Raw genomic sequence first — 21,591 nt, 5'->3', positions numbered from 1 at the left:
CGTGACCGTCCACCTGATCACCGGTGCCGGATCCGGCATCGGCGCGGTCGTCGCGCGCCGCCTCCTCGATCGGGGCGATCAGGTCGTGGTGCTCGCCCGCGATGCCGGGCGCGCCAAGGAGATCACCGCGGCACTGCCTGGAGCCTCGGCCGTGGTCGGCGACCTCGCGCAACCCGGCAGGCTGTCGTGGGCACTGTCGAAGCAGGCGCTTCCCGAGCGCATCGACTCGCTGGTGCACGCGGCGGGCGTCGTCGACCTCGGAACCGTGGCCGACCTTCCGGCGAATCTCTGGGAGCGCCAGCTCGCGGTCAACCTCGTGGGGCCTGCCGAGCTCACCCGTCTGCTCCTGCCGGTGCTGCGCGTCTCTCGCGCTCGGATCGTGTTCGTCAACTCCGGTGCGGGATTGCACGCGCACGCCGGATGGTCGGCATATGCCGCATCGAAGCACGGACTCAAGGCTCTCGCCGACGCATTGCGGGCCGAGGAGAGCGAGCACGGTGTGCGGGTCACATCGATCTACCCCGGACGCACCGCGACCCCCATGCAGGAGCGAGTGCACCAGCAGGAAGGGCGGGATTACGATCCGGAGCGGTTCATCACGGCGGATTCCGTCGCGACGACGATCCTCACCGCGCTCGACCTGCCGGACGACGCCGCTCTCACCGATCTGACCATCCGCCCTCGGGCGTGACCCCCTGAAGTCTCTCGTCTCAGCTGTCAAGCCCCTGTGACCTTTCGGTCGGAGCGGGGATGATCTTGAGTGGGGAGAGAGTCTTGGAGGGAATCACATGTCCGGAGATCCAGATCCTAGATACGTGCTGCATCGCGTCACACCGTCGGAGTGGGTGATCAACGACCGACGATACGAGACGAACGATCCGCGGCACGTGGTGGCATGCGTCTACGAGTACGCGGACACCGAGGTCGAGGTCGTGTGGCTTCGCGACCTGCCTCTGGCAGTGCGATACACGACCGCGTACGAAGTTCTCGAAGAGGTGACGCGAGTGCAGGATTCGAGCCGGGCGACGAGGCCCATCGCGATTCCGCACCTGCCCCCTCTTCTCGCGACCTGAACAGGCTGCGCGGCAGGACCCGGGGAGGGGCCTGCCGCGCAGGGGCGTGCTGGGCGAGGATTCAGGAGTCCTCGCCCAGCGGCTTCTCCGACGCCAGGCGGTCGGCCGCGGCGCCGTCGACCTGGTCGGCATCCGCATCCGTGTCGAGAACGGGCTCGCCGTCGACGTCGCGGTGAGGCACGCCGTCGATCTCTCCTTCGTCGTCCGGGCGGGGGACCAGCGGCGGTATCGGGTTGTTGGTCATCATCGACTCCTCTCGTGAGATGTGCGCGCCACGATAGGTCGGGCGTGCACCGACAGGGAGTGGGTTGACGACCGAGGTCCGGAGGAGTATCCGGCGGTGCGACGATTCTGCGGCACTCGATGGGTCGGCGGCGTCACACCGTTTCGGGGCGCTTCTTGCGGAACGGCTTCGCGGGGGTGTGCGGGCCGTCCCACACCGTGATGATGCCCCAGGCGACAGCGGCGATCGGCACCGAGAGCACCGCGCCGACGATGCCGCCGAGGATGGTGCCCGTGGTCAGGGCGAGGAGGATCACGAGAGCGTGGAGCTTGAGGGAGCGGGCCATCACGACCGGCTGAAGGAAGTTGCCCTCGAGCTGATTCACGAGCACGACGATGCCGACGACGATGAGGGCTGCCACCGGGCCGTGCGTGACGAGCGCCACGAGAGCCGCGAGGATCCCGGCGGCGGTTGCGCCGACCAGGGGGATGAACGCCGTCAGGAAGACGATCACGGCGAGGGGGAGTGCAAGAGGGATCTGCAGGATCGCCAAGCCGATGCCGATGCCGAGAGCATCGGCGGCGGCGACGATCGACGTGCCGCGGATGTAGCCTCCGAAGACGTCGACGGTCTTGTCGCCGATGCGGCGCGCACGCTCATAGCTGTTCCCGGTGAAGGGACGGAGCAGGAACTCCCAGATGCGCGGTCCGTCCTTGAGGAAGAAGAACAGCACGACGATCATCAGCGCGAGACCCGTGAAGAAGCTCGCAGTGGCCGAGACCCCCGCGAGAGCTCCGCGACCGAACGAGGCGCTGGTCAGGAAGTCGCCGACTCCTGCCCACACCTCGTCGAGATCGATCGATGCGATGTCGAAAGGCAGGGTGTCGAGCCAGGCCGTCACCTGCGTCACGCCGTCGGTGGCCGACTCGATCAGATCGTCCCACTGGGAACGGACCGTCAGCACGATCACCCAGACGATGCCGCCGAGGATCGCGAGGATGCCGATCAGCGCGATCCAGGTGGCGAGGATCGACGGCACTCCGCGACGCCGCATGAACGCGACGAGCGGGTGGATGGCCGAGGCGAGGATCAGCGCGATCGTCACGGGGATGAACACGAGAGAGAGCTGCGTGATCACCAGCACGCCGATGGCGACCAGGGCGAGCACCGAGAGGGTCTGCAGACTCCGTGTGGCGGCGAGGCCGAATCCCCGCGACCACAGTCGCGTCTCCGTCATCGGGGTCGATGCGTCTGACAGAGACGATGACATGGTCTCCGGTCGTCGGAACAGTCCCAGCACGTGCGTCCTCCACCTCGTCGAAGACCGTCTCGGTGACGAAGACGGCCTGGCCTTTCTATCCGTCGCAGCGGACGATGGCAAGTCCCTGGCATTCTGCCGTGGGCGACCCTTCGCCGATGACGAGGGCGCCCGCGCGCGCCGGTGTGCCGGATGAACGAGAAGAAGGCCCCGCGATCTCTCGCGGGGCCTTCTATCGGGTGGACCTGGGGGGACTCGAACCCCCGACCCCCTGCATGCCATGCAGGTGCGCTACCAGCTGCGCCACAGGCCCAGAACTGCTTCCTCACTGCTCGAAGCAACTTGAACAGAGTACTACACGGATCGCGCGCAACACCAATCGGCGCGGGGCCCCCGGGCGCGTCGCATTAGGCTGACCGCATGACGACGATCACCGCCACCGTAGAGGCCGACTTCGACGAATGGGCCGGTCTGTGGCGCGGGTATCTGACCTTCTACGGCACGGAGCTCCCTGACGAGATCACGACAGAGTCGTTTCGGCGGATCGTCGAGGGGCGGGATCTGCACGGAGCGGTCGCGCGCGACGGCGACGGGCGCGCGATCGGCATCGTGCACTGGCTCACGCACCCGGCGACGTGGAGCACGTCGCCCTACTGCTACCTGGAGGACCTCTATGTCGACGGCGAGTCCCGAGGCTCCGGGGTGGGGCGGCTGCTGATCGCTCACGTGCGTGCCTGGGCTGTCGAGAACGGGTGCGAGAAGGTCTACTGGCTGACGCAGGAGACCAACATGACAGCCCGCGCGCTCTACGACAGCGTGGCGACGCACACCGGGTACACGCACTACCAGATCGCCCTCTGACGCCCCGGAACAACCGCGTGATCGCGGGTGTTGTCATCATCGTGAGCATCCTGGACAGCGTCGTGATCGGCGCCGGTCAGGCCGGTCTGTCGGCCTCCTTTCATCTGACCCGTCTGGGCATCGGTCATGTCGTGCTCGACTCGGACTCCGAGCCCGGAGGCGCATGGCGGCACCGGTGGGATGCTCTGACGATGCGCGACGTGCACGGCGTGGCGGAACTGCCGGGGGATTCTCCACCGCCGCGAGACGGGCAGCGCGCCAATATGGCCGTCCCGGCATACTTCGCGGCGTATGAGCGCGCTCATCGCCTGCCGGTGATCCGGCCCGTGGGAGTCGACCGGGTGGTCGACGAGAACGGCCTCCTGGTCGTGCGCGCGGGGGAACAGGAATGGCGCAGTCGGACGCTCGTCAACGCGACCGGGACGTGGACGCATCCGTTCCTGCCGCACTACCCGGGGATGGAGACGTTCCTCGGCGAGCAGCTGCACACGGTCGACTATCCGGGACCAGAGCACTTCGTGGGCAAGCGCGTCCTCGTCGTCGGCGGGGGCGCGTCGGCTGTCCAGTTCCTCGGAGCTCTGGCGCCGATCACCGACACGCTCTGGGTGACGCGGCGTGAGCCGGTGTGGCGCAGCGACGACTTCACGCCCGAAGCAGGAGCAGCCGCTGTCGCGCTCGTCGAGCGACGGGTCGCCCAGGGGCTGCCTCCCGAGAGCGTGGTGAGCGTCACAGGGCTCATGCTGCGGCCGCAGGAACGGGAGGCGGAGAGGCTCGGCGCCTACGCTGCTCGCCGCCCGATGTTCTCGCGCATCGAGCCGGACGGCGTCCGCTGGGCCGACGGCACCTTCGAGCGGGTCGACGTCATCCTCTGGGCGACGGGGTTCCGCCCGGCGATCGCGCACCTCGCGCCGCTGCACCTCCGCAGTGCGGCCGGGGGCATCCAGCTCGACCGCGGCGGGCGGGGGACGACCGCGGTGCAGGACCCGCGGATCCAGCTCGTCGGCTACGGTCCGTCGGCGAGCACGATCGGTGCGAACAGGGCGGGACGCTCAGCGGCGAAGGGCGTCCAGCGGGCGCTGACCGTCGCATCGGTCCGGAGCCCCTGAGCGATCTCGGCCCGTTCGTCCCGAGCCGACGTCAGCGAGGGCGCGTAGGGTGAAGACATGTCGCGAATCATCGTCTTCGGCGGCCACGGCCGCATCGCACTGCTTCTCGCTCCTCTTCTCGTCGAGCGGGGTGACGAGGTCACCTCGGTCATCCGCAATCCCGACCACGTCTCGGAGGTCGAGGCGACAGGGGCGCATGCGCTCGTCGCCGACGTCGAGACCCTCGACACGTCTGAACTCGCGGAGATCATCCGCGGTCACGATGCCGTCGTCTGGTCGGCCGGGGCCGGTGGGGGTTCCGCGGATCGCACGTACGCCGTCGATCGTGACGCGGCGATCCGCACCATGGATGCCGCAGAGGCGGCGGGCGTCATGCGCTATGTCATGGTCTCGTGGCTCGGTTCGAAGGCCGATCACGGAGTGGCTGAGGACGACGGGTTCTTCGCCTACGCGGATGCGAAGTGGGCGGCGGACGAGCACCTGCGATCGACGGACCTCGACGGCACGATCCTCGGCCCCGGCACGCTCACGTTCGATGAGCCGACGGGCCGTATCCTGCTCGACCCGGACGGCAAGGGCGAGGTCGCGCGCGCCGATGTGGCGGCTGTGATCGCGGAATCTCTCGGCAACCCCTCGACGTTCGGTCGCACCATTCGATTCGGAAACGGCACGGCCGACTCCGGCGTGCCCATCGCCGACGCTCTCACCACCTGACCTCATGCTGCGACGTCGCTTCGGAGCGGTCAGTGCCGCGGCGTTCGTCGCCCTCGCGACGGCGGCCGCACCGGACTCTGCCGCGGCTGTCGGCTCGGTGCAGGGCGGTCTCGCCCATGCGCAGATTTCCTCACCAGCAATCGGCGAGCACGCCGAGGCTCTCGTCGCCGAGATGACGACGGTCGAGCAGGCGGCGAGCGTCGTGATGGGGCACATCCCGACGACGGATGCCGGAGCGCTCCGCGCCTACATGCAGCAGGGCCTGGGCGGTTTCATCCTGATGGGAGCGAACATCCCGGCGACCGACGACGAGCTCCAGACCCTCACGTCTGCTCTCACGGTCGACCCCGCGCTGCCTCCGCTCGTGGCGGTCGATCAGGAGGGCGGGATCGTGTCGCGCCTCGTCGGCGATGGTTTCCCCGCCTCGACCGTCTTGAAATCGCAGCCGGTCTCCGACACGTCGTCGGCCTTCTCCGCCCGCGCGGCGCTGGTGGCGAGAGCGGGGATCACCGTGAACTTCGGCACGGTCGCAGACGTGACGTCCGATCCGTCGTCATTCATCTACGGCAGGGCACTCGGCACCGACCCCCAGACGGCCGCCGAGCGAGTCGCTGCCGCCACCACGGCGCAAGAGCAGATCATCGCCTCCACGCTGAAGCACTTCCCCGGTCATGGGGCGGCGCCGGGCGACTCCCACAGTGCTGTCCCTGCCACAGCCGAGACCATCGATGAGTGGCGTTCCACGGACGCGGTGCCTTTCGTTGCAGGTATCGAGGCCGGTGCCTCTCTGCTGATGTTCGGCCACCTGGCCTACACCTCGATCGATCCTGCTCCCGCGTCTCTGTCGGCGCGCTGGCACGAGATCGCCCGTGAACAACTGGGATTCGACGGCGTGATCGTGACCGATGACCTCGGGATGCTGCAGTCCTCGGGGATACCCGAGTACGCCGACCCTGTGACGAACGCCGTGTCGGCGGTCGTCGCCGGGAGCGACCTCGTGCTGATGATCGCCGGTTCGACTCCCGACACGGCCGGCCAGATCGTCCGCGGGCTCGCGGATGCGGTCGATGCGGGGGTGCTGCCCGCCGATCGGCTCGCCGACGCGGCCACCCGTGTGATGACGCTGCGCCTGCAGTCGACGTCGGCGACCACCGACTGGGCACCGTGCCCGGAGTGCGAGCCGGCGGACTGATCGCTCAGCCCGCTCACGCCGGTCAACCCGCGAGCGTGGCGGCGGCGGCGGTGGAGCCGAGCCAGGCATGCAGCAGCTCGCCGCGCAGATGCCCACCGCGCTCTGCGAACACGCGCTGCCGGCGGACGTACTCCGCCTTGCCCTCGGTCGTCTCGATCGGTACGGGCTCGACACCCCACGGTGCCAGGTCGTACGGCGCGGCCTGCATGTCGAGAAGGCGGATGTCTCTTGCGAGCTCGAAGGTGTCGAGCAGAAGTTCGCCGGGCACGAGGGGGCCCAGCTTGACCGCCCATTTGTACAGGTCCATGCCGGCATGAAGGCATCCCGGCTGCTCGAACAGGGGCTGCTCGTCGCGGGTCAGTTCCGTGCGGTTGCGAGGCACGGCCGCGGGTGTGAAGAACCGGAAGGCATCGAAGTGGGTGCATCTGAGGTCATGGCTCTCGACGACCAGATCCGTTGCGTCCTGCCCAAGACGCAGGGGCACCGCGTGTCTGTGCTCATCCGCTCGATAGACCATCGCCCACTCATGCAGTCCGAAGCATCCGAACTGCCCGGGTCGAGAGGCGGTGCGACGCAGCATCCGCTCGATGAGGCCGGCGAGGTCTGCCTTCTCGCGCGCGAAGGCAGCGGCATCCGGCACCGCACCGGCTTCGGTCGCGCCGGGGGAGTACCACCGCCAGGTCAGCCGCTCGTCGGCCTCCTCGAGCTCGACCCCGGCGCCGGGGTGCCACCGACGCAGCTGCGCGGGCTTGTAACCGTAATAGGTGAACAGGAAGTCCCATACCGGGTGCTTCTCGCCCCGCGCGGCTCGTTCCCGATGCTCAGCCGTGAGGGCGTCGGCTCTCGTCTGGTGCGCTCGTTCGCGTTCCAGCCAGTCGGTCCGCGCCAGCGTCATGGTCACCTCAGCGGAGGATGCCGGCTTTGCCGAGCAGGTCACGGAGCCCCGCGCCGTCCTCGGCACTGACCCAGGGGGCGACGTCGTCGGAGTGCGGCTCGTGGCCCGCGCGACCACCGGCGAGCACGGCCTCGGCCGGGAGCAGCCGACGGATGGCGACGCCGGCGACGGAGTCCGGGTGCTCATCCATGAACTCGGAGTAGATCGCCTCGTCGTGCTGGCCGTCGTCGCCGATCAGCAGCCATTTCACGTGCGGGAACTCCGTGGCCAGGCGACGCAGGTTGGTGAGCTTGTGCTCGCGCCCGCTGCGGAACCATCGGTCATGCGTGGGGCCCCAGTCGGTGAGGAGCATGGAGCCTGCGGGGAACAGGTGGCGCCCGAGGAACCGGCGGAGAGTCGGGGCGACGTTCCAGGCTCCGGTCGAGAGGTAGACCATGGGAGCACCGGGATATTCGCGGAGCACCTGATCGAGCAGCACGGCCATGCCCGGCACGGGGATGCGCGCGTGCTCGTCGACGACGAAAGAGTTCCAGGCGGCGATGAAAGGTCGGGGGAGGGCGGTGACCATCACGGTGTCGTCGACGTCGGAGACGACCCCGAAATGGGTCGACTCGGCCACGATGAATGCGGTCGTCTCGACCGGGTCCTGACCCTCGACGGAGAACGTGAAGGTCTGCCATCCTGGCTCGAGCTCGGCGTGCACGACCGAGTCGATCACACCGCCCCGGTCGGCGACGACATAGTGCACCGAGTCGCCGATCTGCACGGCGACCTTCGCGAAGCTCACGGGGATGCCCACGAAGCTCCGCCAGCCGCGGACGCTGGCCGGCTCGCCGTCCTTCGTGCTCCGTGCGGGAGGGACGATGAGAACGCGACCGACGACACGCACCCAGCCGGGCCCGCCGTAACCGGGGAACGGGAGGATGGTCGCGGTGCGGCCGCGACGGCGCGCTCGCCCCTCGCGCCACACGTGGAGGCGGTGTTCGAGGCGCGCGAACCAGTGGATCCGGGGCGCCGGAGGTGACGAAGCCATTGCTTCAGTCTTTCACGTCGGTCGCGTCCTTCGCGTCGGAGATGTCGAGATGGCGCGCCTCGAGGCGCGAGATCACCTTCTTGCCCACGAACACGGCGACGAGGAAGAGGGCGATGATGCCGACGAAGATGTATCCCGCGTAGTGCACCCGGTCGGCGAGCTCATCGAAGCTGCCGGCGGCGAGCGAGGTGATGCTCACGTAGGCCGTCGCCCAGAGCAGGCAGGCCGGCGCCGTCCACGCGAGGAAGCGCCGATAGGAGTAGTGGCTCATGCCCACGGTCAGCGGCACGAGGGAGTGCAGCACCGGCAGGAACCGCGAGAGGAAGATGGCGATGCCGCCGCGGCGGGCGAGGTAACGCTCCGCCCGTACCCAGTTCTCCTCGCCGACGCGGCGGCCGACCCAGGAGGCACGGATGTGCGGGCCGATCCACCGCCCGAGCCAGAAGCCGATGCTCTCGCCGATCAGCGCGCCGACGACGACCGAGACGACCATCGCCACGGCCTGAGGGACGCTGGTGATGCCGATGGACGCGACGAGCACGACAGTGTCACCGGGGAATACCAGCCCGATCAAGACGCTCGTCTCCAGCATCACGGCGAGCCCCGCGACGAGGGTGCGAGTGATCGGGTCGATGGACCGCATGAAGTCGATCAGCCACGGCACCAAGTCGTCCACCCCTTGAGAATACGGGAGTGCGCGCCGCTTAGGCTGAGAACGTGCCCGAACCTCTGAGCGCCCGCGTCCTGCCCGATCGGGTGACGCCTGACGCGCTCTTCCTCGCCCTCGAGCGGTCGTGCGCCGACCTGTTCTGGCTCGACGCCGGGGCGGAGGCGACGGAGGGATGGAGCTTCGTCGGGACGGGCGATCCGGCGTCGTTCCCCGGTGAAGTGCGGATGGATGCCCGCACGGCCGCCGCGCATCCCGGTCCTCCGCTGCGGGGCGGGTGGGTCGGCTGGTACGACTACGAGACCGGCGCCCGAGCAGCGGGAGCATCCGTATCGGAAGCCGCTGACGAGCCCGGCGGCGCCTGGTTGCGGGTCTCCCGGCTGGCGGCGTTCGATCATGCGACCGGCACCGTATGGGTTGCCGCAGCCCATGCCGATCTCGACGAGTGGAGCGCCGTCGTCGCTCGCGTCACCCCCTCCGCCGTGCCGCGAGGGGAGACGGTGTTCAGTGCTGCCTCGTCCGTACGCAGCGAGGCGCGACACACTCCGACGGAGTACGCAGGACTCATCGAGCGCTGCCGCGAGCTCATCAGAGCGGGGATCGCCTACCAGCTCTGCCTCACCACCCGGTTCACCGTTCCGGGGGAGCACGACGGAGTCGCGGTGTACCGACGCCTCCGTGCCGCAACTCCGGCGCACCATGGCGGCTTCATCCGGATCGGCGGCCGCTCCTTGCTCAGTGCGAGCCCCGAGCAGTTCCTCCACGCTGACGGCGGCGTCATCCGCACGCGGCCGATCAAGGGGACGCGGCCCCGCGGCGCGGACGCCGCGCACGATGCCGAGCTCGCCGCCGAGCTCGCCGCGGACCCGAAAGAACGTGCTGAGAACGTCATGATCGTCGATCTGATGCGCAACGATCTGTCGAGGGTGTGCCGACCCGGGTCGATCAGGGTCGAGGCGCTGTGGGCCGTGGAGACGTATCCGGCGGTGCACCAGCTCGTCAGTACCGTCAGCGGCACGGCGGCCGCGGGCACGACGGCGAGCGAACTTCTCGCAGCGACCTTCCCGGCGGGCAGCATGACAGGCGCGCCGAAGCTCTCGGCGATGACGCGCCTGCATGAGCTGGAGGGAGGGCCTCGCGGTATCTACGCCGGGTGCTTCGGTTACATCGGCGATGAGGGGTCGCTCGACCTCGCGATGGTCATCCGCAGCATCGTGATCGACGGTGCGGGCGCTGTGGTCGGCGCAGGCGGGGGGATCACCTGGCGATCGGTCGCCGCCTCGGAGGTCGCCGAGGTCGCGACGAAGGCTCGGGCGCCGCTCGCTGCGCTGGGAGTGGAAATGCCCGCGGCCTGGGCTTCCGATATCCTGAACTGATCCCCTTTTCCCTTCAGATTGGTCGTGCGTTCGTTGTCTGAGAACCTGTCCACCTCTCCCGTCGCCGAGGAGACCTCCTCGGCGCACGCTATCCAGGCCAAGTGGCAGAAGTACTGGGCGGAGAACGAGACGTTCCTCACCGGCGGCGACGATGACAAGCGGCCCCGCCGCTACGTGCTGGCGATGTTCCCCTACCCCTCCGGCGACCTGCACATGGGGCACGCGGAGAACTACCTGTATTCGGACATCGTGGCCCGGTTCTGGCGCCACCGCGGGCACAACGTGCTGAACCCGATCGGCTGGGACTCCTTCGGTCTGCCTGCGGAGAACGCGGCGATCCGTCAGGGTGCGGATCCCCGTGAGTGGACCTACCAGAACATCGCTCAGCAGAAGCAGGCGTTCCAGAACTACGGCGTCTCGTTCGACTGGTCGCGAGTGCTGCACACCTCCGACCCCGAGTACTACCGCTGGAACCAGTGGCTGTTCCTGAAGCTGCACGAGCGCGGTCTGGCGTACCGCAAGAAGAGCGCGGTCAACTGGTGCCCGAACGACCAGACCGTGCTCGCGAACGAGCAGGTCGTCGACGGCCGTTGCGATCGCTGCGGTGCCGAGGTCGTGAAGAAGAAGCTGACTCAGTGGTACTTCAAGATCACGGACTACGCCGACCGGCTGCTCGATGATCTGAACCAGCTCGAGGGCTTCTGGCCGCACAAGGTGCTGCAGATGCAGCGCAACTGGATCGGACGCTCGATCGGCGCCGACGTCGACTTCCGCATCGAGGGGCGCGACGAGCCCGTCACCGTGTTCTCGACGCGTCCTGATACCCTGCACGGAGCGACGTTCTTCGTCGTGGCCCCTGACTCCGACCTGGCTTCGGAGCTCGCAGCGGATGCTCCGGCCGACGTGCGCGAGCGATTCCAGAAGTACCTGGCCGATGTGCAGAAGACCACCGACGTCGACCGACAGGCCACCGATCGCCCGAAGACCGGGGTCTTCCTCGAGCGGTACGCGATCAACCCGGTCAACGGCGAGAAGCTGCCGGTCTGGGCGGCGGACTACGTGCTGGCCGATTACGGTCACGGAGCGGTCATGGCCGTGCCGGCGCACGACCAGCGAGACCTGGACTTCGCCCGCGCCTTCGACCTGCCCGTGAAGGTCGTCGTCGACACGACGGCGCCGGTCACCGGTGCGATGCCGGTCATCGAGGTCGATGAAGAGGGCGTGCCGATCGACACCGGCGCGGCGCTCGACGAGCAGAACCCCGCCTCCACCGGCATCGCTCTGACGGGAGAGGGCCGGATGATCAACTCCGGACCGCTCAACGGTCTGTCGAAGCGCAATGCGATCGCCCGTGCGATCGAGCAGCTCGAGGCGTCCGGCACCGGGCGCGCCGCCAAGAACTACCGTCTGCGGGACTGGCTGATCTCGCGTCAGCGCTTCTGGGGCACGCCGATCCCGATGCTGCACGCGGAGGACGGCCGGATCATCCCCGTTCCCGAGGAGCAGCTGCCGGTGAAGCTGCCCAGCGTCGAGGGGCTCGACCTCAAGCCCAAGGGATCGTCGCCGCTCGGCGCCGCTGAGAGCTGGGTCCGCACGGTGGATGCCGCCAGCGGTGACCCCGTGCTGCGCGATCCGGACACGATGGACACGTTCGTCGACAGCTCGTGGTACTTCCTGCGATTCCTGTCGCCGAACAGCGACACGGTCGCGTTCGACCCGGCTCAGGCCGCCCGCTGGTCGCCGGTCGACTCCTACATCGGCGGCGTCGAGCACGCCATCCTGCACCTGCTGTACGCGCGATTCATCACCAAGGTGCTGTTCGACATGGGGCTGATCGACTTCACCGAGCCCTTCTCGAACCTCATCAACCAGGGCATGGTCCTGCTCGACGGCGCCAAGATGTCGAAGAGCAAGGGCAACCTGGTGCTCTTCGAAGAGGAGCTCGACGCCTACGGCGCCGATGCGCTGCGCGTGGGTCTCGCGTTCGCCGGACCGGTCGAAGACGACAAGGACTGGGCCGACGTCTCGACGACCGGTGCGCAGAAGTTCCTGGCCCGCGCGTTGCGCATCGCCCACGAGGTGTCCTCTCCTGTCGACGTCGTGTTCGCGGGCGGAGATGCGGCGCTGCGTCGAGCCACGCACAAGCTGCTGGCAGATGCTCCTGGGCTCGTCGAGCAGACGAAGTTCAACGTCCTGGTCGCGCGCCTGATGGAGCTGGTCAACGTCACCCGCAAGACGATCGACGGTGCCGCAGGCGCCGCTGATCCGGCGGTGCGTGAGGCGGCCGAGACCGTCGCCGTGATGCTCGATCTGATCGCCCCGCACACCGCGGAGGAGATGTGGGAGATCCTCGGACACAAGCCGTCCGTCGGGCTCGTCACCTGGCGCTCCGCCGACCCGGCGCTGCTCGTCGAGGACACAGTGACCGCCGTCGTGCAGGTGGGCGGCAAGGTCCGCGCTCAGCTCGAGGTGCCCGCGCGCATCGGCGAGGCCGAGCTCGAATCGCTCGCCCGTGCCGACGAGCGGGTCATTCGCTCGATCGGCGACCGCGAGATCGTCAAGGTCGTCGTGCGCGCCCCGAAGATCGTCAGCATCGTCGTGAAGGGCTGACCGACCGCGTAGCCAGCCGCTCTGCACATCCGGCCGCCCACGGGGGTTCTCCCCGACGGGCGGCCGGATGCATGAGAGGCGTCCGTTCGCGGGCATAGCGTTGCGGAATGCCCGAATCCGCCGCTTCCTCACCGGCGCCGCGCCGGTTGCGGCTGGGGGTCGGCGCCGCCATCGTGCTGGCGCTCGTCGTGCTGTCCGCGGCCGTCGGGCTCGGGCTGATGCGGGGGCAGGCCGTGCCGACCGAATCGGTGCCGTTGGCTACCGAGGCCGCCGAGAGCGGCGGATCGACGGGAGAGCTCTACGTGCACGTGCTGGGCGCGGTCGAGCATCCGGGACTCTATGTCCTCGATCTCGACTCCCGGCTGGTCGATGCGGTGGCGGCGGCCGGCGGGACCACTGACGATGCCGACCTGACCGCGGTCAATCTCGCCCGCGTGCTCTCGGACGGCGAACAGATCAGCGTGCCGGTCGTGGGTGCCGCAGCCGCGGAGGGGCCGCCGGGAGCAGGCGCGCCCGCGGACGATCTGGTGGATCTGAACACCGCAGATCAGGCGGCGCTCGAGACTCTGCCGCGCATCGGCCCTGCCCTGGCCGAGCGGATCATCGCCTGGCGTGACGAGAACGGTCGGTTCACATCGGTCGATGACCTGCTGTCGGTCCCCGGCATCGGAGAGAAGCTGCTCGCCGGCATCCGCGACGGTGTGCGGGTGTGATGCGCGGTCTGCGGGCGCTGTCTCTCTCTCGCCTGAGTCCGAGCGTCGTCAGCTGTGCAGCGACGTGCCGCTTCTCGAAGCCCCCGAGTCGGTCAGGACGGCACGTGCGGCACGCTCGCCGGAAGCGAGGGCGCCTTGGATCGACGCGGTGTCTCTGTGATCCCCGGCTGCATACAGCCGCTCGGCGTAGCGCGGCGATCGCGGTGGGCCGAGCGGTGCCGGTTGGGTAGGCAACGCGTCGACGATGTCGTCGCGCCGGATCAGCTGCCACGCGCTGATGTCCGTACCCCAGACCTCTTCGAGGTGGCGGCGCACGTCGAACTCGTCGGCGGGTGCGCCGACACGCGGCAGCAGGCAGGTCGCGGCGATGAGGTGACGTCCGGCCGGCGCATACGAGGGCACGGTGTGCGTCATCACGACGGTGTTCACGACGGGGCCTCCACCTCGGCCGTCGACGGTGAGCAGTGCGGATCCGCTGGGAGGTTCAGTGGCGGCGAACCACCACGTCTGCAGACCTCTCGTGACCGGACGGGCGAGACCGGTGAGGTCGCTGACGGCATCGGCGCCGACTGCGACCACCGCCCGAGCCGCTCGCACGGAGTCGCCGTCGCTCAGCCCCACCGTGATCTCCTCTCCTCCTGCTGAGATGCCTCCCGCGCGCGCGCCGAGACGGATGTCAGTACCCGCCGCGCGCGCGTGCGCGGCGAGCTGCTCGGGGACAGCGGCGATCCCCTGTGCGGGAAGCCCGGGTCGGCCGAGCGCGAAGTAGCGTACGAGCAGTCGCGCGAAGGCGTTCGATGTCTCGCCGCCTCTCTCCGCCAGAACGCCGGCGAGAAACGGCTCGAGTACAGCGGTGCGAAGCGGGCCACGAAGCCCCGCGGCATCCCATCCCTCGCGCATGGTGGCATCGTTCCGAGCCAGATGCGAGAGCGGACTCACCAGTGCCGGCGCGGCCCAGCGTGCCAGCGCGACGGCATCCCGACCGCTCACCAGGCCTCTGCGCAGAGACGTGACGATCGACAGCGGATGCCGAAGCGGATGCCGCAGCTCAGCCACCCCGTCCGTCGTGCGCACCCGCACGCCCACAGGGAAGCTCCCGAGCGCGAGTGCGTCGAGATCGACGCTGCGCCGAAGTGCCGGGTAGGCCGGGTTGAGGACCTGGAACCCGCGGTCCAGCCGGAAGCCGTCGATGATGTCGGTGCGCTGGCGTCCGCCGACCGCATCCGCGGCCTCGAGGACGACGACGTCGAGTCCGTGAGCGGAGAGCAGTCCCGCGCAGCGGAGCCCTGCGAGGCCGGCGCCGATCACGATCACGTCATGCATTCGCGATGACCTCTCCTCGGCGCGTCAGAAAGTCTCGCACCAGAGTCAGGCGAATGGGCTGGTGCTCTGCGATGTCGCGTACGTCGACCATTCCCCGAGTATGCCTGAGTCGCTCGGTGTGGTGGACGGTATCGGCTGTCGGAACGACTCGCGGTCGGTGAATCGAAGTGCCCGCGGTCCTCACTCAGAGATCATCGCTTCGCATTCGGCGCTCCTGCACGCCGCGTCGGCATCGATGTGTTGTCCACCGACCGGGGCGCGGTTGCGCTGCGAGGTGGTCGCACGCCCCTACGTTGTCCTGATGCACCGGCTGCCGATGAGATGCGACCCGCGGGTTCGACCGCGCGATGACGCGCGGTATGAGCCGGGATCTGCGTCTGCTGCCGATCGCGGGCGGAGTGTGGGCGTTCGCCCTGGTCTGCGTGTTCGTGCCTCCAGCTGCGCAGTGGTGACTTCTCGGTGGCGTGCTGGGGGCGGCGGCGTCGCTGTTGTGGATGCTGCGGCGGTCGTCCGCCGCGGCGTCCATGGCCGGGGTGGTGCTCGTGATGCTCGCCGCGATCGCCGCTGTCTCCGTCACTGCTCTTGCCGCGACACCGGCGCGCGAGGGCGCCGCGTCGTGGGACGGACGTGTGGTCGAGGCGACGGGGGAGGTCAGCACCTCGGCGTCGGTCGGTCGGGATGGGCGCCTGTGGATGGAGGTGCAGCTCACGGGCATCGGGTCGCCGGGGTCGGTGCGGGCGGCATCGGCTCCGGTGCGGGTCGGCTTCGATCCGGCCGAGGGGTTCGATCTCGGCGCCACAGTCCGGGTGAAGGGCGAGGCGGCGGCGACGGATCCGGGGGAGAGGGCAGCGCTCGTCGTGTTCGCGAGCGAGGCGTCGGTCGAGGAGCCGGCATCCGGGGTCTTCGCGGTCGCGGCCGGATTGCGCAGCGCTTTCATCGACCGGGCGCAGCGACTTCCCGAGCCCGGAGCGGGTCTGCTTCCCGGACTCGCAGTCGGCGACACCCGCGCGGTGTCGACCGAGCTGAACGATGACATGCGCACCAGCGGTCTCAGCCACCTGACGGCGGTCTCCGGAGACATCATTCACTTAGGAGGTGGGTGTGCTAATCGGCTTGCCATTCGAGACTCCACATTCTCTAGGGTTGTGTCGAACGCTTGCCGTGTTCGCGGTCACTAGAGTTGAACCATGACCACCTGACGGTGGCCGGCGGGTCGTGCCCGTCGCAGAGCGCGGAGGAGCGGTCTTGTATATCTCTCACCTCGATCTTCGCGCCTACCGGCGCTTCGAAACATTCACTATCGATTTCGACAGGTCTCTTACGGTCATCGCCGCGCGGAACGGTCAGGGCAAGACCACGGTGCTGGAGGCGATCGCTTCCGCGCTCGGGCCATTCGTCGGCGCATTCGACGATGCGCGCGGTCAGCACCTCCTTCGCACCGACGCTCACAGGCGCGTCGTCGGAACCTGGCCGACGAACGAGCCGGTTTATCCCGTAGTCGTCGCAGCGGAACTAATCGATGACAGCGGCTCCTCAATTTCGTGGAGCAGACGCCTCAACAGCGGGAAGAAGAGCGCAAAGACAACGATCAAAGAAGCCGCGCCCCTAGCGCAGTGGGGAAAGCAGCTTCAGGAGGAGGTACGCGCTGGATCGAGGGTTGATCTGCCTGTCATCGCGTACTACAGCTCGAAGCGTCTCTGGCTCAGCCACAAGAATCACGGGCTTCGCAGTAGTGGAATCCTGGTGCAGAGCCGGACGGCAGCGTATAGCGAATGCCTCAGTTCGACTGTGTCAAGCTTCGCGCAGATCGAATTATGGATGCAGCGCGCGACTCTAGCGTCGATGCAGGCGCGAACCGAGGCGGGTGCCGCAGGTGAGTTTGAGAGCCAGCTCGCGGGGATCTCGCGCACCGTCGACATGGTTATGTCGAATGAGGGCTGGAGTGATTTTCGTTACAGTTTCGCGCTTGACGAGCTCTCTCTGACTCACCGCGACCACGGCGAGCTGCCGGTGAGCATTCTGAGCGACGGGGTGCGGGCCGTGGTCTCGCTGGTCGCTGATCTAGCATTGCGCTGCGTGCGGTTGAACCCGCACTTGGGGGAGAGAGCCTCAGGTGAGGGCCGCGGAGTCGTCATGATAGACGAGGTAGACCTACATCTTCATCCGGCGTGGCAGCAGCGAATAGTGGCTCGTCTGCGTGAAGCGTTCCCAAATATCCAGTTCATCCTCACGACGCACAGTCCGCAGGTGCTTTCGACCGTAGAACGAAAGAGCATTCGCATCGTGTCTCGAGATGGAGAGGGGCGCTGGTTCGCAGCAACGCCCGGAGCGGAGGTGAAAGGCCTGGAGAGTTCCGTCGCACTGAACGACGTGATGGGCGTAGATCCGGTGCCCGCTGTCGCACAATCGAAGCTCATCAGCGACTACACGGTTGCCATAGAACGTGGGGAGCAGGAAAGCGACGAAGGCCGTCGTCTACGAGGTGAGCTTGAGGATTTCTATGGATCGACTCATCGTGTCCTGCGCGATGCTGACCGCTTGACTCGGTTCCAGCAGATGAAGCTAAGAGCTGAGGGTAAGAAAGGCTCCGCGGGAGATCGGCAAGAAGGCTGATCCGTGCATCTTCTAGATCGTGGGGGTGTCCGCGCACCCGATTGTTTGGACGACTATGACTATTCCGATCACACGTGGAAACAATTCGGCAAAGCGTGTAAGAGAGAAGTCAGAGCCCGCCTAGTGGAGATGCAGGGCATACCGGGCGTCAGCGCCGCTTCTGGCGCGAACGAGTATGGCGTCCGTTGCGCGTACTGTGAAGGTCCCATTTACGTCGACGGCCATATTGAACACTTTCGACGCAAGAACCCCGCGCATTTTCCGGAATTAACGTTCGAATGGAGTAACCTCTTTCTCGCATGTCGTTCCGTCTCCCACTGTGGACACTTCAAGGATCGACGCTCCTCAGATTCGTACTCGCCGGCCGATCTAGTCAAGCCGGACGAGCGTGATCCTGAGGCGTTCCTGTTCTTCTCATCGAACGGACGGGTCTATCCCAAGGATGGTCTCGACTCGGTCAACATGCACATTGCCACGGAGACGATCAGGGTCTTCAATCTCAACGATGACGCCCTCGCGGCACGGCGCCGGAGTGCCCTGAAGCCATACTTCGAGCAGATCTCTGAATTTCTCGATCTCGGGATTGAACTTGACCCCCACGAGCTTTTCGACGACCTGGCCAGCGAGATCCTGCGCACCCAATACGAAGCCTACGCAACTACAATCAAGCACTTTCTTCGGCCGCACTAAGGGTGGGTCATCCGCGCGGTGACGACGTGGCTGCGTTCAATCGATGATTTGTGCTCGTAGCATGCAAACTCATGCTGGTGGCGTGGGCATGCTCGCCCACTGCACTGAGCTCTAACGTCCGCACTCACCGCACGGGTGGTTGCCGCGAGTGTGCCCATTGCAGCCAGCCGCGAGCATCATCATCCCGAGGAAGCGGGTTCGCGCCGATAGTCGGGATAAGTGGTCTTATCGTGGCCAATGGGCCAGACGTTGAAGTGAGATGAGGCTGAGTAGGTGCCGGGCGCCTAGGCAGTGCTCGAGCGGGATCGCGGGAGTGCGTGCGTCTGCAAAGAGCAGTGCCGCGGAGCTCGATGCACGGCCTCCGCGACTCAGCCAGTCACAGCGATGCAGGTGCGTTCCGCTCAGATTTCGGTGGACGCCAAGCGGGCTGCTGTCTCAGCAAGACGCATCGAGAATCCGGCCTCGTTGTCATACCAAGCCGCCACGGAAACCATGCCGTTGAATGACTGGGTCAGCGGAAGGTCCACGATCGAGGAATGCGGATCTCCGACGATGCGGGCCGAGGTCCACTCGTCTTCGAACACATCAAGGATGCCGCGGAGGGGGCCCGCGGTCGCAGCTCTGCGGAACGCGTCGCGAAGATCCTCCGTCGCGATCTCGTGCTCCGGAATCACGTTGAGCTCCACGATGCTGCCGGTGCGGACGGGCACCCGATAGGCCTTGCCGGTGATCTGCAGATCCGGCCAGATGAATCCCAGGGCCTTCGCAGCGCCGGAAGAGGAAGGGGTGATGTTCTCCGCGCCGGCCCAGGAGTCTCTCCTGGACTTCATCGGCTGGTCCGTCAGCGACTGAGTGTTCGTGTAGGCATGGACAGTCGAGAAGACACCGAAGCGGATGCCCGTGGACTCGAGGAGAACCTTGACAACGGCCGCAAGTGCGTTGGTGGTGCAACTGGCCATGCTGATGATCTTGTGCGCACCGCTGTCGTAGTCGTCCAGGTTGATGCCCGGTAGCAGCACGGCGTCGCAATCCGCAGCAGTCTTGCTCGGGCCGCTGATCAGCACGCGCTCGGCTCCGTTTGCGAGATGCCGCTCAGCCGCTTCCCGGGTGACGCCGCGGCCGGTGCAATCGACGACCAGATCGATGCCGAGCGCGTTCCAGTCCGGCATGCCCTCGCGGGAGTTGATGTATGTGATTCGTCTACCGTCGATGGAGATGGACGCGTCGTCGTCTGAGGCGACACCTGGCCACCGCCCGTAGTTCGTGTCCACCTCAAGGAGCGCGGCGAGGTCACCGGCCGAAGCAATGTCACAGACGACGCTCGGGAGGAAGAGGTCGTTCTGCACGGCGCTGCGCACAAGCTGGCGGCCGATACGTCCGAAACCGTAGACGGCGATGTTCTTCATGATGTGATCCTTCGAGTGAGGAGGTGGTCGCTGGGTGTATGTCCCGGATGTTTCGCGTCGACCAGGTCCCCATATTCCGGATTCTGGTTGATGTAGGCAGAAACCAGGGGACAGTAGATGGTGACGAGCAGACCGCGATCGCGCACGTCGTCAAGGGCGTAAGCGATGAGCTCTACAGCGATACCTCGCCCTCGGAACTCCGGAACAACCGTCGTTGAGAGGATCACGACCCGGTTACCCATCTGCTTGAACGCGATCGACGCGACCTCGAGCTCGTCGAGGCTGGCCACGTAGTGACGTCGAACGTCGTCGCGGTGCACGACCATCTCGAACTCCGCGTCCACCGAGGGCAGATCGACGTCGCGAAGACTGTCCCTGCGAAGGTCCGCCAGGCCGTCCCGAAGGAACCTGTCCTCGGCTGTGTGGACTGCGGATTCGGAGCCTTCGCTCTCGCCGCTGTTCTGTTGCGTGCTCATCATTCGCGTCCATTCTTCAGGGGATCGGTTTCAATCGACCGCGCATCGTGGATGTCGACCGCCGGTCATGAGGCAGCGGGTCACCCGATGAAGACGAATCCGCCCTCGGTGGCATTGGCTTCAGAGAAGGTGATCGCCATCTGGAGGTAGCACAACGCCTCCTGTGCCTCGGCGCGGTCAAGGCTGCCGACGTCAAATGTCTCTGCCCCAGCACGGCTCGCCATATCGAGGACAAATGCCGCGGCATCGCGGTCATCGGATGAAGCAAGCACCGTGAGCGGCTGGTCGTCGATACCTGCGGCCTTCAGATGACCGGCGTAGTTGGTGTTGAATGCCTTGACGATCCGGCTGTCGGGCAGCGCCTCAGCGAGAGCGGCAGCCGCGCTCCCTTGCGGGGCGCGTACCCGAGCAAGCGGGTCGAAGGTGACGGGGTTGCTGATGTCGATGACGATCTTGCCCGCGAGAGCTTCGCTGTGATCTCTGATGATGTGTTCGTGCGCGGTGTGGGGAACAGCCAGGAGGACAGCATCGAAGCCTGAAGCATCCCACTCCTCGCCACGGCCGACGGCCTTGGTTTCGACAGACGCTCTCGCCAGAAACTCGCTGATGGCGCTGGCCATGTTTCCGTTGCCAAGAATCAGGATCGATGTCATGAGCTTTCTCCTTCTGTAGGCATCATCGCTTCGCGCATGTCGACAGCGAGGGCTGGGCAAACTGCGCTGCTCACAGACTGCTTCAGTCGATGAGAGAAGCGAAGAGTCATTCGACCCAGAACTACTCAAGTCATCGCCCGGTGTTGTGAGTGAGTGCCCTGATTGCGCCGGTCAGTGAAGACGAGTGAGTAGCGCGCTGGGTCGACTTCGAGTCATCTGACTGCTGACTTCGCACGCCGCGGACGCGAGCCTGAATGCCTAACGGAAGGGGTCGAAGTGGATCCGACGAGAGAGCCAGACGGCGGGGCGATCTGCCGACTGGAGCGTGAACTAATCGTCAGGGATTTCCTGGCGACATTCAACGCTGCACCTCGCGATGCTGAAGGCACGGCTTCGATCGCTGCCTTCCTGCACCCCGATGTGGTGTACCGTCCTTCCCTGTGTCATGGGGCTGTCGGTCGCGACGCCGTCGCGCGCGTCTGTGAGCAGGTGCGCGGTGCGTTCGAGACATTCGTGATCGAAGTCGAGTCGCTACTGGTGGGGGAGGGGGTGATTCTCGTCGAGCACGCGATGCGCATAGGTCTCATCGGGGTTCCCGTGCAGAACCTGATGGGCTTCTCCAGCTTCCAGATCAGCGGCGAGCTCATCAGCGAGTGGCATCAGGTGCATGTATGACCCCTCGCGCATGAACAGCGCGCGTTGCGCAACG

Annotated in this window: 22 protein-coding genes and 1 tRNA gene; 13 read left to right on the top strand and 10 right to left on the bottom strand. The window is 66.8% G+C overall.

Going from position 1 to position 21,591, the window contains the following annotated elements; all coding sequences use genetic code 11:
- Nucleotide 1: 1 nt before the first annotated feature.
- Together SOM10_RS04645 and SOM10_RS04640 are read left to right on the top strand one after the other, a co-directional pair.
- The gene (locus SOM10_RS04645) at nt 2-691 is read left to right on the top strand and encodes an SDR family oxidoreductase (protein WP_320488668.1); all 690 of its coding nucleotides are present in this window, start codon (nt 2-4) and stop codon (nt 689-691) included.
- A gap of 97 nt (nt 692-788) precedes the next feature.
- Nucleotides 789-1,073 carry a hypothetical protein gene (locus tag SOM10_RS04640; protein WP_053096570.1) on the top strand — a complete coding sequence of 95 codons (285 nt, stop codon included), beginning with the start codon at nt 789-791 and terminating at the stop codon, nt 1,071-1,073.
- Between the two features lie 61 nt (nt 1,074-1,134).
- Here SOM10_RS04640 and SOM10_RS04635 read toward each other — a convergent pair whose 3' ends face one another.
- The 3 genes from SOM10_RS04635 to SOM10_RS04625 form a co-directional block, all read right to left on the bottom strand.
- Nucleotides 1,135-1,317 (bottom strand): hypothetical protein, encoded by a 183-nt coding sequence (locus SOM10_RS04635; protein WP_053099155.1) that lies wholly within the window; start codon nt 1,315-1,317, stop codon nt 1,135-1,137.
- A gap of 133 nt (nt 1,318-1,450) precedes the next feature.
- A complete protein-coding gene (locus SOM10_RS04630; protein ID WP_230100734.1) occupies nt 1,451-2,533 on the bottom strand; it encodes an AI-2E family transporter in 1,083 nt (360 codons plus the stop codon).
- Nucleotides 2,534-2,794: 261 nt separating this feature from the next.
- Nucleotides 2,795-2,867, bottom strand: a tRNA-Ala gene (locus SOM10_RS04625).
- Between the two features lie 107 nt (nt 2,868-2,974).
- On the opposite strand from SOM10_RS04625, the gene SOM10_RS04620 reads away from it, so the two are divergent.
- The 4 genes from SOM10_RS04620 to SOM10_RS04605 are packed head-to-tail and all read left to right on the top strand — an operon-like array spanning nt 2,975 to nt 6,427.
- Complete coding sequence (locus SOM10_RS04620; RefSeq protein WP_320488664.1) at nt 2,975-3,415, top strand: GNAT family N-acetyltransferase; 441 nt, start codon at nt 2,975-2,977, stop codon at nt 3,413-3,415.
- Between the two features lie 41 nt (nt 3,416-3,456).
- Complete coding sequence (locus tag SOM10_RS04615; RefSeq protein ID WP_320488662.1) at nt 3,457-4,521, top strand: NAD(P)-binding domain-containing protein; 1,065 nt, start codon at nt 3,457-3,459, stop codon at nt 4,519-4,521.
- 57 nt (nt 4,522-4,578) lie between these two features.
- Nucleotides 4,579-5,235: an SDR family oxidoreductase gene (locus SOM10_RS04610; RefSeq protein ID WP_320488660.1), complete on the top strand. Its 657-nt coding sequence runs from the start codon at nt 4,579-4,581 to the stop codon at nt 5,233-5,235.
- 4 nt (nt 5,236-5,239) lie between these two features.
- Nucleotides 5,240-6,427 (top strand): glycoside hydrolase family 3 N-terminal domain-containing protein, encoded by a 1,188-nt coding sequence (locus SOM10_RS04605; protein ID WP_320488658.1) that lies wholly within the window; start codon nt 5,240-5,242, stop codon nt 6,425-6,427.
- Nucleotides 6,428-6,449: 22 nt separating this feature from the next.
- On the opposite strand, the gene SOM10_RS04600 is transcribed toward SOM10_RS04605, so the two are convergent.
- The 3 genes from SOM10_RS04600 to SOM10_RS04590 are packed head-to-tail and all read right to left on the bottom strand — an operon-like array spanning nt 6,450 to nt 9,031.
- Nucleotides 6,450-7,322 (bottom strand): 3-methyladenine DNA glycosylase, encoded by an 873-nt coding sequence (locus tag SOM10_RS04600; protein WP_320488656.1) that lies wholly within the window; start codon nt 7,320-7,322, stop codon nt 6,450-6,452.
- A gap of 7 nt (nt 7,323-7,329) precedes the next feature.
- On the bottom strand, nt 7,330-8,355 hold the full coding sequence (locus tag SOM10_RS04595) for an App1 family protein (protein ID WP_056278907.1): 1,026 nt from the start codon (nt 8,353-8,355) through the stop codon (nt 7,330-7,332).
- Nucleotides 8,356-8,359: 4 nt separating this feature from the next.
- Complete coding sequence (locus tag SOM10_RS04590; RefSeq protein WP_320488655.1) at nt 8,360-9,031, bottom strand: DedA family protein; 672 nt, start codon at nt 9,029-9,031, stop codon at nt 8,360-8,362.
- A gap of 41 nt (nt 9,032-9,072) precedes the next feature.
- Here SOM10_RS04590 and SOM10_RS04585 point away from each other — a divergent pair, with 41 nt between their 5' ends.
- From SOM10_RS04585 to SOM10_RS04575, 3 genes are all read left to right on the top strand, one after another.
- Complete coding sequence (locus SOM10_RS04585) at nt 9,073-10,398, top strand: anthranilate synthase component I family protein (RefSeq protein ID WP_320488654.1); 1,326 nt, start codon at nt 9,073-9,075, stop codon at nt 10,396-10,398.
- Nucleotides 10,399-10,431: 33 nt separating this feature from the next.
- Nucleotides 10,432-13,008, top strand: coding sequence for a leucine--tRNA ligase (leuS, locus tag SOM10_RS04580; RefSeq protein WP_320489759.1), 2,577 nt, complete (start codon nt 10,432-10,434; stop codon nt 13,006-13,008).
- A 107-nt stretch (nt 13,009-13,115) separates the two neighbouring features.
- Nucleotides 13,116-13,721, top strand: a complete 606-nt coding sequence (locus SOM10_RS04575) for a ComEA family DNA-binding protein (RefSeq protein WP_320488653.1) — start codon at nt 13,116-13,118, stop codon at nt 13,719-13,721.
- 48 nt (nt 13,722-13,769) lie between these two features.
- On the opposite strand, the gene SOM10_RS04570 is transcribed toward SOM10_RS04575, so the two are convergent.
- Nucleotides 13,770-15,044: an FAD-dependent oxidoreductase gene (locus SOM10_RS04570; protein ID WP_320488651.1), complete on the bottom strand. Its 1,275-nt coding sequence runs from the start codon at nt 15,042-15,044 to the stop codon at nt 13,770-13,772.
- A 464-nt stretch (nt 15,045-15,508) separates the two neighbouring features.
- Here SOM10_RS04570 and SOM10_RS04565 point away from each other — a divergent pair, with 464 nt between their 5' ends.
- From SOM10_RS04565 to SOM10_RS04555, 3 genes are all read left to right on the top strand, one after another.
- Nucleotides 15,509-16,222 carry a ComEC/Rec2 family competence protein gene (locus SOM10_RS04565; protein WP_320488650.1) on the top strand — a complete coding sequence of 238 codons (714 nt, stop codon included), beginning with the start codon at nt 15,509-15,511 and terminating at the stop codon, nt 16,220-16,222.
- 67 nt (nt 16,223-16,289) lie between these two features.
- Nucleotides 16,290-17,657, top strand: a complete 1,368-nt coding sequence (locus tag SOM10_RS04560) for an AAA family ATPase (protein WP_320488649.1) — start codon at nt 16,290-16,292, stop codon at nt 17,655-17,657.
- Between the two features lie 3 nt (nt 17,658-17,660).
- Nucleotides 17,661-18,347 carry a retron system putative HNH endonuclease gene (locus tag SOM10_RS04555; RefSeq protein WP_320488648.1) on the top strand — a complete coding sequence of 229 codons (687 nt, stop codon included), beginning with the start codon at nt 17,661-17,663 and terminating at the stop codon, nt 18,345-18,347.
- Between the two features lie 401 nt (nt 18,348-18,748).
- Here SOM10_RS04555 and SOM10_RS04550 read toward each other — a convergent pair whose 3' ends face one another.
- The 3 genes from SOM10_RS04550 to SOM10_RS04540 all read right to left on the bottom strand — a co-directional run bounded on the left by SOM10_RS04550 (nt 18,749) and on the right by SOM10_RS04540 (nt 20,882).
- Nucleotides 18,749-19,753, bottom strand: a complete 1,005-nt coding sequence (locus tag SOM10_RS04550; RefSeq protein WP_320488647.1) for a type I glyceraldehyde-3-phosphate dehydrogenase — start codon at nt 19,751-19,753, stop codon at nt 18,749-18,751.
- Nucleotides 19,750-20,229 (bottom strand): GNAT family N-acetyltransferase, encoded by a 480-nt coding sequence (locus SOM10_RS04545; protein ID WP_341850235.1) that lies wholly within the window; start codon nt 20,227-20,229, stop codon nt 19,750-19,752. The genes SOM10_RS04550 and SOM10_RS04545 overlap by 4 nt, the downstream gene beginning before the upstream one ends.
- Before the next feature lie 80 nt (nt 20,230-20,309).
- The gene (locus SOM10_RS04540) at nt 20,310-20,882 is read right to left on the bottom strand and encodes a diguanylate cyclase (protein WP_320488645.1); all 573 of its coding nucleotides are present in this window, start codon (nt 20,880-20,882) and stop codon (nt 20,310-20,312) included.
- A 276-nt stretch (nt 20,883-21,158) separates the two neighbouring features.
- On the opposite strand from SOM10_RS04540, the gene SOM10_RS04535 reads away from it, so the two are divergent.
- Nucleotides 21,159-21,557, top strand: a complete 399-nt coding sequence (locus SOM10_RS04535) for a nuclear transport factor 2 family protein (RefSeq protein WP_320488644.1) — start codon at nt 21,159-21,161, stop codon at nt 21,555-21,557.
- The last annotated feature ends 34 nt before the right edge of the window (nt 21,558-21,591 follow it).

Source organism: Microbacterium sp. CFBP9023, assembly GCF_034045055.1.
Lineage (GTDB): Bacteria > Actinomycetota > Actinomycetes > Actinomycetales > Microbacteriaceae > Microbacterium.
The sequence above is the reverse complement of the archived record's forward strand: the minus strand, read 5'-3'. Positions and strand labels throughout refer to the sequence as shown.

Bases quoted from the DNA above. Each gene is read 5' to 3' on its own strand.
- SOM10_RS04640 (WP_053096570.1), top strand. From the start codon at position 789: ATGTCCGGAGATCCAGATCCTAGATACGTGCTGCATCGCGTCACACCG.
- SOM10_RS04635 (WP_053099155.1), bottom strand. From the start codon at position 1,317: ATGACCAACAACCCGATACCGCCGCTGGTCCCCCGCCCGGACGACGAA.
- SOM10_RS04630 (WP_230100734.1), bottom strand. From the start codon at position 2,533: ATGACGGAGACGCGACTGTGGTCGCGGGGATTCGGCCTCGCCGCCACA.
- SOM10_RS04620 (WP_320488664.1), top strand. From the start codon at position 2,975: ATGACGACGATCACCGCCACCGTAGAGGCCGACTTCGACGAATGGGCC.
- SOM10_RS04610 (WP_320488660.1), top strand. From the start codon at position 4,579: ATGTCGCGAATCATCGTCTTCGGCGGCCACGGCCGCATCGCACTGCTT.
- SOM10_RS04605 (WP_320488658.1), top strand. From the start codon at position 5,240: ATGCTGCGACGTCGCTTCGGAGCGGTCAGTGCCGCGGCGTTCGTCGCC.
- SOM10_RS04600 (WP_320488656.1), bottom strand. From the start codon at position 7,322: ATGACGCTGGCGCGGACCGACTGGCTGGAACGCGAACGAGCGCACCAG.
- SOM10_RS04595 (WP_056278907.1), bottom strand. From the start codon at position 8,355: ATGGCTTCGTCACCTCCGGCGCCCCGGATCCACTGGTTCGCGCGCCTC.
- SOM10_RS04575 (WP_320488653.1), top strand. From the start codon at position 13,116: ATGCCCGAATCCGCCGCTTCCTCACCGGCGCCGCGCCGGTTGCGGCTG.
- SOM10_RS04570 (WP_320488651.1), bottom strand. From the start codon at position 15,044: ATGCATGACGTGATCGTGATCGGCGCCGGCCTCGCAGGGCTCCGCTGC.
- SOM10_RS04550 (WP_320488647.1), bottom strand. From the start codon at position 19,753: ATGAAGAACATCGCCGTCTACGGTTTCGGACGTATCGGCCGCCAGCTT.
- SOM10_RS04545 (WP_341850235.1), bottom strand. From the start codon at position 20,229: ATGAGCACGCAACAGAACAGCGGCGAGAGCGAAGGCTCCGAATCCGCA.
- SOM10_RS04540 (WP_320488645.1), bottom strand. From the start codon at position 20,882: ATGACATCGATCCTGATTCTTGGCAACGGAAACATGGCCAGCGCCATC.